Annotated in this window: 11 protein-coding genes, 1 tRNA gene and 2 pseudogenes; 7 read left to right on the forward strand and 7 right to left on the reverse strand. The window is 62.5% G+C overall.

Going from position 1 to position 13,210, the window contains the following annotated elements; translation table 11 throughout:
* Positions 1-254, forward strand: a pseudogene (locus tag HMPREF3149_RS13580) (hypothetical protein); the annotation flags it as partial.
* Between the two features lie 282 nt (positions 255-536).
* Here HMPREF3149_RS13580 and HMPREF3149_RS06715 read toward each other — a convergent pair.
* Positions 537-1,472 carry a polysaccharide deacetylase family protein gene (locus tag HMPREF3149_RS06715; protein WP_070537209.1) on the reverse strand — a complete coding sequence of 312 codons (936 nt, stop codon included), beginning with the start codon at positions 1,470-1,472 and terminating at the stop codon, positions 537-539.
* Between the two features lie 192 nt (positions 1,473-1,664).
* Between HMPREF3149_RS06715 and HMPREF3149_RS06720 the strand changes: the two genes are divergently transcribed.
* Positions 1,665-1,737, forward strand: a tRNA-Ala gene (locus HMPREF3149_RS06720).
* An 84-nt stretch (positions 1,738-1,821) separates the two neighbouring features.
* Here the strand turns inward: HMPREF3149_RS06720 and HMPREF3149_RS06725 are convergent.
* The 5 genes from HMPREF3149_RS06725 to HMPREF3149_RS06745 form a co-directional block, all read right to left on the reverse strand.
* A complete protein-coding gene (locus HMPREF3149_RS06725) occupies positions 1,822-2,295 on the reverse strand; it encodes a GNAT family N-acetyltransferase (protein WP_070537216.1) in 474 nt (157 codons plus the stop codon).
* Positions 2,296-2,333: 38 nt separating this feature from the next.
* Positions 2,334-4,136, reverse strand: a complete 1,803-nt coding sequence (locus tag HMPREF3149_RS06730) for an ABC transporter ATP-binding protein (RefSeq protein WP_070537210.1) — start codon at positions 4,134-4,136, stop codon at positions 2,334-2,336.
* Positions 4,133-5,707 carry an ABC transporter transmembrane domain-containing protein gene (locus HMPREF3149_RS06735; protein WP_070537211.1) on the reverse strand — a complete coding sequence of 525 codons (1,575 nt, stop codon included), beginning with the start codon at positions 5,705-5,707 and terminating at the stop codon, positions 4,133-4,135. Before HMPREF3149_RS06735 ends, HMPREF3149_RS06730 begins: the two co-directional genes overlap by 4 nt.
* A gap of 52 nt (positions 5,708-5,759) precedes the next feature.
* Positions 5,760-5,963, reverse strand: coding sequence for a hypothetical protein (locus tag HMPREF3149_RS06740; RefSeq protein ID WP_042528631.1), 204 nt, complete (start codon positions 5,961-5,963; stop codon positions 5,760-5,762).
* Between the two features lie 197 nt (positions 5,964-6,160).
* The gene (locus HMPREF3149_RS06745) at positions 6,161-7,045 is read right to left on the reverse strand and encodes a hypothetical protein (protein ID WP_070537212.1); all 885 of its coding nucleotides are present in this window, start codon (positions 7,043-7,045) and stop codon (positions 6,161-6,163) included.
* A 323-nt stretch (positions 7,046-7,368) separates the two neighbouring features.
* On the opposite strand from HMPREF3149_RS06745, the gene HMPREF3149_RS06750 reads away from it, so the two are divergent.
* Both HMPREF3149_RS06750 and metE read left to right on the forward strand, forming a co-directional pair.
* Positions 7,369-8,292, forward strand: a complete 924-nt coding sequence (locus HMPREF3149_RS06750; RefSeq protein WP_070537213.1) for a methylenetetrahydrofolate reductase — start codon at positions 7,369-7,371, stop codon at positions 8,290-8,292.
* Complete coding sequence (gene metE / locus HMPREF3149_RS06755) at positions 8,289-10,553, forward strand: 5-methyltetrahydropteroyltriglutamate--homocysteine S-methyltransferase (RefSeq protein WP_070537214.1); 2,265 nt, start codon at positions 8,289-8,291, stop codon at positions 10,551-10,553. The genes HMPREF3149_RS06750 and metE overlap by 4 nt, the downstream gene beginning before the upstream one ends.
* Before the next feature lie 104 nt (positions 10,554-10,657).
* On the opposite strand, the gene HMPREF3149_RS06760 is transcribed toward metE, so the two are convergent.
* Positions 10,658-11,302 (reverse strand): HAD family hydrolase, encoded by a 645-nt coding sequence (locus HMPREF3149_RS06760; protein ID WP_070537217.1) that lies wholly within the window; start codon positions 11,300-11,302, stop codon positions 10,658-10,660.
* Positions 11,303-11,371: 69 nt separating this feature from the next.
* Here HMPREF3149_RS06760 and HMPREF3149_RS06765 point away from each other — a divergent pair, with 69 nt between their 5' ends.
* From HMPREF3149_RS06765 to HMPREF3149_RS06775, 3 genes and pseudogenes are all read left to right on the forward strand, one after another.
* Positions 11,372-11,902: a peptidylprolyl isomerase gene (locus tag HMPREF3149_RS06765; protein WP_039672975.1), complete on the forward strand. Its 531-nt coding sequence runs from the start codon at positions 11,372-11,374 to the stop codon at positions 11,900-11,902.
* A gap of 73 nt (positions 11,903-11,975) precedes the next feature.
* On the forward strand, positions 11,976-12,620 hold the full coding sequence (locus HMPREF3149_RS06770; RefSeq protein ID WP_070537215.1) for a rhomboid family intramembrane serine protease: 645 nt from the start codon (positions 11,976-11,978) through the stop codon (positions 12,618-12,620).
* A 314-nt stretch (positions 12,621-12,934) separates the two neighbouring features.
* A pseudogene (locus tag HMPREF3149_RS06775) lies at positions 12,935-13,210 on the forward strand (HNH endonuclease); the annotation flags it as partial.

The raw sequence follows: 13,210 nt of genomic DNA on the forward strand, positions 1-13,210 counted from the left end.
AGGGCGGCAACGCTGGCGACAACGGCAAGGACGGCAACGCTGGCGACAACGGCAAGGATGGCAAGGGCGACAACGCTGGTAACTCCGGCAAGAAGGATCAGTCCTCCGACATCAAGTCCAAGCTTTCCTCTAAGGACGGCAAGCCGTCTGCACTGGGCATCTTCGGCATCGTTGCTGGTGTCCTGGCTGCAGTTGCTGCTGCTTTCCCGGCAATCGCCAAGGCTCTGAACCTTGACATCAAGCTTCCGTTCTAATTGAACGTGGTTTGAGCTGATATCTCGAATGAGATAAACAGTAACTAAAAGTGCCCCGCCTTAATGGCGGGGCACTTTTGGTTTTCCCGTCAGAGTTGAACTGGAATATGGGGGTGGAGTTAAGCGCCGAAGCTTTCCTTATGACTCCTATGGCCGGCCGTAGTTTAATCCCTTATATATGGCACAAGGGCTTGAGCGTCGGTGCGGGAAATCGCAATAGGAGTGGTGGTGCGCTCTGCCTGTTGCTTTGACGGAGAGGTTCCAGTGTGTAGGTCTTGTTGCCTATTGGGCGAGGTACTGTCGGCCTGGCTGGGGGTTGGGGATGAGGCGGTCGAGGCTTACGGGTTCTAACCCTTTGGCGCGGAGACCGTCGATGATGCAAGTGCTTGCTTCGACAGTGGTGGGGTGGATGTCGTGCATGAGAATGATGCTTCCCGGCTGCGCGCCGTCGACAGCGGCGGTGCAGACGTGTTCGGCGTTGCGGTCTTTCCAATCGAGTGTGTCGACTGACCACAGTGCTTGGGCCTGTCCGTTAGCACGTGCTGCGGCGTCGACAGTGCCGTTAGTAGCGCCGTAGGGAGGGCGCAGCCACTTCGGGTTCTGGCCGGTAGCTGCCTTGATGGCGTTTGCGCCGGACTTGATTTCAGCGTCGACCTGTCCCGCGGGCAACGTAGTAAGCTCCCTGTGCGAATCGGTGTGGTTGCCCACAGTGTGGCCCTCGGCCGTCATGCGGCGAAGCAGCTCGGGGTGAGCGTAGGCATTGGGGGCTAGAACCATGAAACTAGCGTGGGCATCCTTGGCCTTGAGCGTGTCCAAAAGCTGCCCGGTGAGGTTGCCAGGGCCATCGTCGTAGGTGATAGCGACGCAGTTGGAGCACGTCTCGTCAGCAACGGATTGTCGCCGGTGTGCCGGGTTGCGCGCATCCTTGGCGGTGAGTGCCTTGTCCTGTTTCTGAGGCGAGCCCTGGGGTCTCGAGGAACCGGCAAAGACAGGATTGTTCTGAAGCTCCTTCGGGAGGGCGTTGTAAACGTTCTGCTCCATGCGGACGACCTCTTCTTGGAGGTCGGGGAGCTGGGGCTGCGGAATCTGCGCGGTGTTCACGTGCGGTCGCGGCAGCGGTGGAACCGTGGGCAGTTCCTGGGCGTGGGCGCTCATCGGCGCTGCAGTAATCGCAGCTAGCGCGAGGGCGGTGGCGGAGCGGACAAAGAATCGACGCATGGCAGCCTTCCAAGAACGGCAATAGGCAATAGTAGACGATTCATTGTTCCGCTGACCGCGCCTGCCAGGTCGCTTCGACACGCAACTAGAGTGATAATAGTTAATTAAAGAGACTGATGGTGCATTCATTCCGCGGGGGCTTCCTTGTGACTTTCATGTTGAGTGCACGCGGGAGTATGCTCAACAGTCACTGGGGCATTAGCTCAATTGGTAGAGCATCTGCTTTGCAAGCAGAAGGTCAGGAGTTCGATTCTCCTATGCTCCACAAGGAAGCTCCCTCTCTTTGGAGAGGGAGCTTGTGGTGTTTTGAGCGGGAGAGGCGGAATCGAACTAGGGGCTCAAGCCATGGCTAATGGAAGCGCTTGACCAGTACGATGTGGCCCTTATGTTCACTCACGGGCTCAAAGCCGAGGTGCAGGTAGAGGCGGTGGGCACGCTCATTGGCCGTGGCCACCGACAGTGAGATGCCCGGCGCACCCATTTCGCGGGCGAGGTTGGTGGAGGCGTCGATAAGCGCGGTGCCCACGCCTTGGCCGCGGAAACGCGGCTCCACGGCAAGGCCGATTTCGGGGATGCCCTCGGCCACGTGGCCGTACCCGTGGCGCTCAGGCGTACCCCAATTGAGCCACACCCCACCGGCGGGCACGTGGCCTTCCCAGGCAATGAAGCCGCCGCGTGAAGGATCCCAGCCGGAAAGGTAGTACTCGAAATCTTCCTCAAACTGCGGGGTGAGCTCTTTGTGCTCGTCGCCGAAGGTATCCGTGAGGAAGTTGAGGCGGGCGAGATACGTGCGGTCAGCTTCAGTCAGGGGGAGAAGGTGCATGAATTCCAGGATAGAGCGCGAACGCAGATGCGTCGGTGCTACCCGCGTTCCCACTGGGCATAGGCCTTGGCGTAGCGGCCATTCAGTGCAATGAGCTCGTCGTGGGTGCCGTCCTCGACAATCTGGCCCTGTTCCATGACGATGATGCGGTCGGCATCGCGAGCCTGATCTAGGCGGTGGGCAACGACGAGCGCGGTGCGGCCTTTGGTCACGGCCTTGGCGGCGCTTTCCAGGACATCGGCATGCTCGGAGCCGGCTTCGGAGGTGGCCTCGTCCATGATGAGGACGGGTGGCTGGCGCAGGATCATGCGGGCAAGGGAGAGCTGCTGCTCGGCCTCCGCGCCAATCTCCTCATGACCGGCACCGATGAGGGTGTCCAGGCCCTGGGGGAGCCAGCGGGAGTGTTCGTCCAAGCCCACGGTGTGGAGTGCCGCCCAGAGGTCGTCATCGCTGGCCCCGGGTTTGGCCAACAGAAGATCGCTGCGCAGCGTGCCGGAGAAAAGGTGCACCTCTTGGGTAATGAGCGCGACGTGTTCGGTGATCCACGTGTTGGGGACGGTGGCCGTGTCGATGTCGTCGAGGCTGATGCTTCCCTGGGCGGGGTACTGCAGTCCGGCGACGAGGGACGCCAGGGTGGATTTACCCGCGCCGGAGGTGCCCACCAGGGCGGTGGTGGTGCCGGCGGTGAGGGTGAGGGAGACGTCACGAAGCACAGGCGCACCACCCGGGTAGTTGTAGGAGAGGTTCTTCATGGTGATGGTGGGGGCGTGGGTGAGACGCGGAGTGTCCTTGTGGCGTTCTGCGCCGGCGGCGGCGTCGAGAGTGGCGAGTGCTACCGCGCGGCCAAGCGAGGTGACGGAGTGCTGGATTTCGCCGGCGAAGAAGAGGATGTTGAACACGTGGACCTCCAAACGCATGACCAGGAGCACCGCGGAGGCGGCTTGACCCTGGGTGACCCAGCCGGCCATGACCATGGGGACGGACATGGCCACCGAGCCCAGCAAGAGAACGCCGAAAGCCAGAGAGCCCTGCCCCAGGACGCGGTTGATGAGTGGCACCTTATCGCCCCAGGCCTGCACCGTGTCCCAGGAGTAGCGCTCCATGCGCGTGTGTGCCCAATCCTTGAGGGAGAACTGGCGGAGGGTCTCCAGCGCGCGGATGGTGTCCAGCAGAACGTTATTGCGGTAGGCCTCCACCGAAGAAACCTCGTTGGCCACGGTGGGGATATCGCGCATGGTGGCGCGGATGAAGGGGTAGAGGAGCAGGCCCACCACGAGGAAGAGGAGGGCGTAGGCGGGGTGGATAAACACCATGGCGAGGGCGGTGAGCGGCAGCATGAAGAGCGTCAGAACAAGGCGCTCACCCATCATGGACATGGACATCACCACCGTATCGATGTCCTTGGACAGGCGGGTAATGATGTTGCCGGTGCCCAGCTCCATGACGGCAGGTACGGGGGCGCCGAGGGTGGAATCGAGGGCTGCGGTGCGCAGATCCACCGATAGGCGGCGGGTCGTAGAAGTGATGAGGTAACGGGCCACCGCACGGCCGGTGACCTCCACGAGGAAGCCAAGGGCGATGATAATGAGTGCGCCCACCATGGCGCGGCGGCCAGTGCCCAGGACGGGCAATTCCATGCCCTGGATGATGTCCACGACGCGGCCGAGGACCTGGGAAACCAGGTTCATCATGATGACCGTGACGGTGAAGAGCGCGAAGAAAAGGGCGATGCCGCGCCTGGTGGGGGCGCTGGGCAGGGTTTTCAGAAAGCGCAGGCATTCCTTCGGAGAGGCGGGGGCGAGGGCATCGGCGCGGCCCTTGTTGGTGGTTTGTTGGCTCATAGTTCCCGCACCTCATCGGCGTTGGCCGCCCAGGTGGAGGCGGAGGTGATGACGACGGTGACCTTGCTGGCGCGGAGCTCATGCACGCGCTGGGCGACGTCCGCCAGTGTCAACGAGTCCAGTCCCGTCGTGGGGTTATCGAGCACGAGGACCTCGGGATCGCGGGCCAGCGCCCGGGCAAGGGCCACGCGCTGGCGCTGGCCACCGGAGAGGTTGAGTCCGGCCTCGCCGATGGGAGCGGTGGGTAGCTCACCGTTGGGGCCCACCCCGCCGAGGCGGGTGATGATGTCCTCGCAGGCGGAGGCATGGAGGGCGTCGCTAAGCTGCGCGGCGCTGGCCGCGCGGAGGGGGTCGACGTTGTCTTGCAGAGTGCCCTCGAGCACGGAGATGCGATGCGGTGGGCACAGCGCGCCCTGGGCGTTCAGATAACCTACCCAGGACTCCACGGTGCTGCGCCCGGCGGCGGTGGTGGGCATCCACACGTGCAGGCCAGGCTTGAGGTCGATGGGCGTGGGTGCGGCGTCGGACGCGGTGGCGGAAAGTTCACCGAGGAGTTCGCCAACGCGTTCCACGGAGGCGCGCGCCCGCGCCCAGTTTTCCGTGAGCAGGCCTAAGGAAACGCCCAGTGCAGTCAAGGAGGGCGGAACAAGCATGGTGATGGACATCATGCCGCCGGGGGAGATGCGGCCCGCAAAGGTTTCCCACGACGTCCAGGCCAACAAACCCACGGCGAAGGAAGCGGGCACCATTTGACGGAACCAGGACATCACGGCAGCGAGCCTGGCCTCCGTGAGCATGGCGGTGAGCGAGTCCTGGGCAGCGTCGGAAAAGCGCTGGCGTGCGATGTCCCTCGCGCCAAGCCCCTTGACCACGCGGGAGCCTTGCGCAAAGTCCGTGGCCAGGGAGAGGGCGGTGTTCTCCAACTGGCGGCGGCGGGCGGCAACCTTGGTCAGGGGTTTCGTCGTGGCCCACGAGGCCAGGGCGGTGGCCAGCGCGCCAAGGAGGAGCACCCCGGAGACCGTCCAGGAGATGGGCGCGAGGCTCACGACGGCCCCGAGCAGGTAGCCCACCATGATGAGCGGGAAGTTGAGAATCTGCTTGAGCTGGCCGATGTAATGCGAATCCTCATCCATCGTGTTGAGCAACCGCCCGGGGCTCTGGCCGGCGGTGGAGGCCTCCAAGAGCCGGTCCAGAAGGTTGAGGCGCAACGTGTGCGTGGTGCGTGCCTGGCTGAGATCCGTGAAGGCATCCGTCGTGGCCTCACTGATATAGGTGACGTAGAGGATCAGCGCGGTCACCACAATGGGTAGGGCTACTGTGCGCCAGGAGGGATCAGAGAAAGCATACTGGGTGGTCTGACCGATGATGACGGAGACCAACGCGCCCAGCGGGGCATTGATGAGGGCACTGATGAAGATGCCGATGACGCCAGGGTGCTGGGCAAAAAGCAGACGCCACGTGGCGGCACCGGGGTGAGAAAAATCGGTGGTATCAGTGAGAGAAACCTCCCCGGTGGGAGGCTCATCTGGGAGGTACCACGACCACGTCTTCATGCGCGGGTAGTGAGTCATAAAGACTCATCTTATCGCTCCGCAGGGCTGCGTGGTGACTTAGATAACAGTCTTAGGAGAGGTGGTAATTGTCCACGTCGTAGCCGTTGAACTCGCGGTCTACGCCATAGTCATCCACGGAGCTGAACTGCGTACCGTTCTCGATGGCGAAGCGGAGGTTGTCTAGGCGGGATGACGGGTCGCCCGCAACGGCACCTGCTGGAAAGTAAAAGGTGTCGCCACCTTTGAGCTTGACGATGAGTGATTCGAAGCTCATGTTTTCATCTCCTTGGGGGTGCTATGACCAATACAACTGCAGTGCGAAAACTGCGCGCGGGCACCGATCGTCCACGATCGATGCCAATTAACTTCTGATTCAAGCAGCTCGCACGCGCAGGAGCAAAGTAGTGAGATCTAGACAACGAAACCCCCTCCCCCCAAAGGCGGGGGAGGGGGCTGTATGGGAAGTGAATTTTAGTTCTCGTCCTCGGTGCGCAGGCGGTGCTTGCCCTCAGACTCGTGATCATCGGTGATGCGGGAGGTGTCAACGCCTTCGGAGTCGGCGTTACTGACCTCAATTTCGGTCTCAATAGCGTTCCGAGTGGCGGTTTCTTCCTCGCGGTGCTTGGCCAGCTGCTCATCCAGGGAGCCCAGCAGCTCCTCATCGCGTTCGACGACGCCATCCTCAGCCAGATCCGAGCCCTGTGCCGGAACCTTGGTGTCATCCTCGGTGGTGGAGGTGTAGACCAAGGTGGAGCCCTGCGGTGCGGAGGTGGACGGGGTGGCGAAGTCCTCCACGCGCGGCGGGACCTTGGACTCTTCCTTCTTCTGGGTGAAGAAGTAGAAGACGCCACCAGCGATAGCAGCTACGGCGGCCACGAGAGCGGAGATGAGCCAGACCTTTGAGCCCTTCTTCTCCTTGCCAGCGGCCTTACGGGCCTTCTTCTTCACCAGGGCGGCCTTCTTGTGGGCCTTCTTCTCAGCCTTGGAGGCCTTCTTCTCCGCCTGCTTGCGTGCCTTCGACGCCTTCTTGTCGGCCTGCTTCTGGACCTTGCTGAGCTTCGAGGAGACCTTGTTCTGGGCGTCTTCAGCAGCGGAGGCGACCTTCTCAGCGGTGTCCTCGCTGCGTTCCTTGAGCTCCTCCAGCGCGCGCTCAAGGCGCGAGTGCGCAGCCTTGGTCACGGCGCCGGCCTCACGGCGGGCCTCCGGGAACCAGTCATTATCGCGCTCCTCCATGCGGGCAGCGGCGGTCTCGAGGACGGAGTACGCCTCGCGGGACTTCTCCTCGCGGTAGTCCTTAGCGCGCTCCCACAGGGAGGACGCAAGCTTGATGGTGGTGGACAAAGCGGTGGGGTTCATAGGGAGTGGTGCTCCTTCACAGTGCGTTTCTTCCCCGAGTGTTACTCGAGCTTGTTTTATCGCTGGGTTCTCCCTTTCAGCGTAGTGGCGCCGCGCACGCCCCGCCACTGGGTGTGTGAAGCATCAAGCAGTTCATCAAAAATAGACAGCTTTGTACGGAAGGGGGACGTTTTTATTCACCTCGGGTTTTGGGTAACGACGCAGCTGGGTGGGGTGGAATGGTGTGATCATTCGAGATGCGGGTGCCGAAAAAATGAACAGCTTGGTACGTTTTCACCAACAGCACCGATGACTTACCCCGATAACCTGCAGAGGAGGTGACCATGTCCCCGAGACTTTCCGCGTCCGCGCCACTAGACCAAATCAGCGAAGATACACCCGAGCGCCTCGAGCGCACCGCGCTGTCCTTCGAGGTGATCCCGCCGCGCCACGACGCAGATGCCGCCAAAATCGACCGTCTGCTTGCCACGTTGTCTGCGTATAACCCGGATTACATCGCCGTGACGAGTTCCCAGCGTTCGGGTTGGCTGGAGGGTACCGCCGCCTTCATTGAGAAGATTTCCCGCGATACCTCCATGCGCCCGTTGGCCCACCTGGCCTGCACCGCCGGTACAGAGCAGGAACTTGAGGAGTGGATCGATACGCTTGTCGACGCCGGCGTGCGCGGCCTCCTCGCCCTGCGCGGCGACCTCCCCGAGGGCGGCATGCCCGAGGGTCACCTGCCGCATGCTGATTCCTTGGTCCGGCTCATCCGCCGCTGGGAGTCCGCCCGCGTGGCGCGCTTGGCCGCCGGGCGCTTGGCGGTCGGTGTGGCGTGCTACCCCAGCGGCCACGCCGAGTCCGCCACCGCCGATGAGGACATCGACGTCCTTCTGGCCAAGCAGCGCCTCGGCGCCGACTTCGCCATTACCCAGCTCTTCTTCGACGCAGAGGATTACGTCCGCTTTGCCCAACGCGCCCGGCTGGCGGGTGTGCGCATTCCGCTCATCCCCGGAATCATGCCCATGACTAGCCGTGCTCGGGTGGAGCGAATGTGCCAGCTGTCCGGGCTGGATGGGCCGACGGCGGTCCTTGACCAGTTCGCGACAGCGACCTCACCCGAGGAAGAACAAGAAATAGGCATGCAGATTACAGCCTCCTTGGCACAGGCGGTGTTGAACGCCGGCGCTGACGGACTGCACATCTACACGCACAACAATCCTGACATTACGACTGACCTGCTTAATCGAATTGGAGTCACCCCATGACCGCATCTTTCCCCAAGGCCACGATTGAGGGCTACCCCCGCGTAGGCGCGCACCGCGAGCTCAAGCGTGCACTGGAGTCCTACTGGTCCGGCAAGATCGACGCCGAGACCTTCGAGTCCGCTGCGCACTCCTTGCGTCTTGAGACCTACGCCCGCCTCAAGGATCTGGGACTCAGCGAGGACTACGCCATCCCGGCCGATGTTGCCTACTACGACCACGTGCTCGAGACCGCGCTGACCGTGGGTGCGGTTGCGGGCGAGACCCTCGATGACGAGTTCACCTTGGCCCGCGGCAACAAGGACACCGCGCCGCTGGAGATGACCAAGTGGTTCGACACCAACTACCACTACATCGTCCCGGAGATCGCGGACGGCCAGTCCTTTACCGCCCGCCCGCAGCGCGTCCTTAAGATCGTTGAAGAGGCTCGCGCCGCTGGTCACACCGTCCGCCCGGTCCTCGTTGGTCCCGTGACCCTCCTGGCCCTGTCCAAGCAGGCAGAGGGCGCCACCACGCAGCCGCTCGACCGCCTCGATGAGCTGGTGGAGTCCTACCTCACTGTGTTGGCCGCGCTTCACGACGCCAATGTGGAGTGGATCCAGCTCGCCGAGCCGGCCCTCGTTGCTGACCTCGCTGCGGCTGACGACGCCACCCTCGCCGCCGCCCTCAAGACCGCATACGGCCGCATCCTCGGTGCCGAGAAGCGCCCGCAGGTCTACCTCACCACGCCGTACGGCTCCCTCAACGCTGGCCTTGACGCCATTGCTGAGCTTAAGCCGGAGGCAACCCAGGTTGACCTCTCCGTGGGTACCTTGGCGCTGGATGACTCCTACCTCGAGCGCGTTCAGAAGCTTGTCGATGCTACCCACGTCGCCGCTGGTCTTGTCGATGGCCGCAACGTCTGGGCCGCTAACCTGCGTGACCTGCGGGAGAAGCTCGAGTCCTTGGGTGAGGGTGTCTCCGTGACCACCTCGGTTTCCCTGCAGCATGTGCCGCACACCGTCGAGGCCGAGACCTCCCTGCCGGTCGATGTGGCCACCTGGTTTGCTTTCGCGGATGAGAAGGTCCGCGAGGTTGTCGCCCTGGCTGCCGGCCCGCTCGATGCCCCGGAGGCCTACGCTCAGGCGGACCGTGCCGTGCGTACCCGCGCCGAATCCGCTCGTACCCACAACCAGGCCGTGCAGGATCGCACCGCCGCCCTGCCGGAGGGTCAGGTACAGCGTCAGCCGGAGTTCGCCGAGCGCAACAAGGCTCAGGAGGCCCTCGGCCTGCCTCAGCTGCCGACCACCACCATCGGTTCCTTCCCGCAGACCTCCGAGATTCGCGCTGCACGTGCTGCTCACCGCAAGGGCGAGCTTTCCGACGCCGACTACACCGAAGCCCTCCGCAACGAGGTGAAGTCCGTCATCGAGCTGCAGGAGCGCCTGGGTCTGGACGTCCTGGTCCACGGCGAGCCGGAGCGCAACGACATGGTGCAGTACTTCGCCGAGCTTCTCGACGGCTTCGTCGTCACCGAGAACGGCTGGGTCCAGTCCTATGGCTCTCGCTGCACCCGTCCGCCAATCGTCGTCGGCGACATCTCCCGCCCGGAGGCCATGACCACCGAGTGGGCCAAGTTCGCCCAGTCCCAGTCCGAGAAGCACGTCAAGGGCATGCTCACCGGCCCGGTGACCATCCTGGCCTGGTCCTTTGTTCGCGATGACGTTCACCAGTCCGTCTCCGCTGACCAGCTGGGCGTCGCGCTTGCCGACGAAGTCCGTGACCTCGAGGAAGCCGGCATCGACATCATCCAGATCGACGAGCCCGCCTTGCGCGAGCTGCTCCCGCTGCGTGAGCAGGACCGCAAGGCTTACCTGGAGTGGGCGGTGCGTTCCTTCCGCCTCGTAGCACTCGAGGCCAAGCCGACCACCCAGATCCACACCCACCTGTGCTACTCGGAGTTTGGCCAGATTATCGACGCCGTCGCCGGCCTCGACGCCGACGTCACCTCCATCGAGGCCGCCCGTTCCCGCATGGAGCTCCTCGAGGACATCGATGAGAAGTTCCACTCCGAGATCGGCCCGGGCATCTACGACATCCACTCGCCGCGCATCCCGTCCGTGGCGGAGATGGCCGAGCTCATCCGCGCCGCACTCAAGAACGTGCCGGCTGAGCGCCTGTGGGTCAACCCGGACTGCGGTCTCAAGACCCGTGGTTACGAGGAGACCGAGGCCTCCCTGCGCAACCTGGTCCTCGCTCGCGACGAGGTCCGTGCCAGCCTTTAGTCCCGCGTCAGCTTTTAGGTCCGCGCCAGCCTTTAAGTCCGCGCGTAAACCTTAGGTCCTAAGCCCTCCCTTCCCGGAGGGCTTTCGCCCGTTTTTCGCCCGTTTTACAGTGCCCTGAAACTCACGCTCTGCAGATCAGCCAGCGCGGCAAGATCTCCACGCCCTTCTCGGTCAAAGTGCAGTGCTTTCAGCCCCGCCGCGCGTGCGCCGTCCACGTCATTGGCCACAGAATCACCCACCATGAGGGCATCGGCAGGCTCCACACCTAACCGGCGGCACGCCTCCAGATAAGCCTCGCGCTGCGGCTTTGGGTGTCCCATTTCGACGGTCGGGAACAGTTCCACCCCGGGCAGGTCGAGCCCGCCCGCGCGCAGCTTTCCCTCCTGCATCTCACGCGCCCCGTTCGTCAGCACTCCCACCTTGAGCCCCAACTTGAGGACATACTCAAGTGCTTCCCGCGCGCCCTCGACCGCGCACCAGTGCTTTTCATAGGCGGCGAGATACGTGTCATATTCCGCCAGTGCTTCCTGCTCCGTCATCTCGGGCCGTCCCAAGAACTCGCGGCAGCGCTCCACCCGCTGGCCTTGGTGGCTGACCTCGCCGCGCTCGTAAGCAGCGAACCATTTCTTTTCAATGTCGGCGAAGCGCTGCAGATGCCCGCCAGGAAGCCACTCCTCGACGGCCGCTTGCATTGCCGCAGTGTGGTCCATGAGGGTGTCATCAAGATCGAAAAGAATAGCGCGAATCATGTTCGCCAGACTACGCAGATCGCTGACAGCGTCGCGCCGGAACGACGCGATGAGGGAAAATTCCATACAATGGCAGGCATGACTCAGAAGACCGCAACTGCAACGATGCACACCAACTACGGTGACATTGTTATCGACCTGTTCGGTAACCACGCACCGGTAACCGTGGAGAACTTCATCGGCCTGGCGAAGGGCGAGAAGGACTACACCACTCAGAACGCGAAGGGCGAGCAGTCCGGCCCGTTCTACGATGGCGCTATTTTCCACCGCGTCATTGACCAGTTCATGATCCAGGGCGGCGACCCGACCGGCACCGGTCGCGGCGGCCCCGGCTACCAGTTCCAGGACGAGTTCCACCCGGAGCTTCAGTTCGACCGCCCGTTCCTGCTGGCTATGGCGAATGCCGGCCCGGGCACCAACGGCTCCCAGTTCTTCATCACCGTGGCGCCGACCCCGCACCTGAACAACCACCACACCATCTTCGGTGAGGTTACCGATGCCGCCTCTCAGGAGGTCGTGTCCAAGATTGCTAAGGTCTCCACCGACCGCATGGACCGTCCGGCTGAGGATGTCGTCATCGAGTCCATCGAGATCGCCTAAGCGCTCTCACCTTTTCTTCCGAGCCCGCTGCCACATGACGTGGTGGCGGGTTTGTTGCGTATAAGGAGTCTTTGTGAAGAATTATCTGAAGTCAATGCCGGCGACCCTCGTATTCATGGTGCTGTGTATCGGTGCGTGGTTGGCCACAGCTGCACAGGCCAAGACTCTCGCTGCACCGTATTACCGCAGTTCCTTAGCCCAGGACTGGACTCTGTGGGGCCCGGATGTCTCCGCACACCCGGCAACGGTGATAACAGCCGGGTTCATGCACCTCGACGCCGGCCATCTTCTCGTCAACATGGTGATGCTTTTCTTCGTGGGCAGGGAAGTGGAACGCGCTCTCGGCAGCGTGCTGTATGTTGCCGTCTACCTCATTTCCGTGGTCGGCGCGTCGGCCGCGGTGTTGTGGATGGATTTTGACACCCCCACCGTGGGTGCCTCTGGCGCGTTGTTTGCGCTCATGGGTCTTCTGATCGGTGTATACCGCAGCCGTGGCCTTGATCTGCGCGCACCAATCGTCCTCGTGGTGGCCAACGTTGCCTACAGCTTCATCGCGGACAACGTGTCGGTGTGGGGACACCTGGGAGGCCTGCTCACGGGGATGCTCCTGGCACCGTTTGTCTTCCGCCAGCGCCTGTGGCTTCGCTGGCTGGGAAGCTGGATTATCGCACTAGCCGCGGCCATTGCGGCAGCGCTGCGAGCTGGGCTTTGGGGATAACTCGGGCGTGTTATTCACCAAAACCTCTGTGCGAAAAGATTCCACAAGAGTTATCCACATTGTGGATAACTACATTTTTGTAATTTACCGAACGTGTGGACCAAGATTTCCCCAGATCAGCAGGTGAATCGCGTTCGGTTGCAGTTTTTGGGCGCCCTGTGAGGGGCGTAAAAACACTTATCCACAGGCTGTGGACAAAAGCTGTGAAAATCAATTTTCACAGAGTTATCCCCACCCTGTGGATAACTTTCTACCCAAGGTGTTAACACCCTTCCGGTTGCGGGGTTGGTTAGGGTGGTTTAGTGTTCTGGGTCATGGGGGATTTAGAGACCTATTTCTCCTTCCGTAACTCGGGGATCACGTTGGTGGGGCAAGCGGGAGGAGGAGAACAACACCTACGCGCACGCGGTGCCGCACCGGCCGATGCCGCCGAATTAGCACGCCTGCACCACATCTACTTCGGTGCTACCAAGTTCACTGGTAAGCAACGCACCGCGCGTGCGCGTGCCCTGGACCAGGGCCACGATGTGGCCACGTTAAGCCTCATTGAGTCCTACACGTCGAAACTCAAGAATCAGTTGGATGCCTGG

The organism is Corynebacterium sp. HMSC05E07 (assembly GCF_001807225.1).
GTDB classification, from domain to species: Bacteria; Actinomycetota; Actinomycetes; order Mycobacteriales; family Mycobacteriaceae; genus Corynebacterium; species Corynebacterium singulare.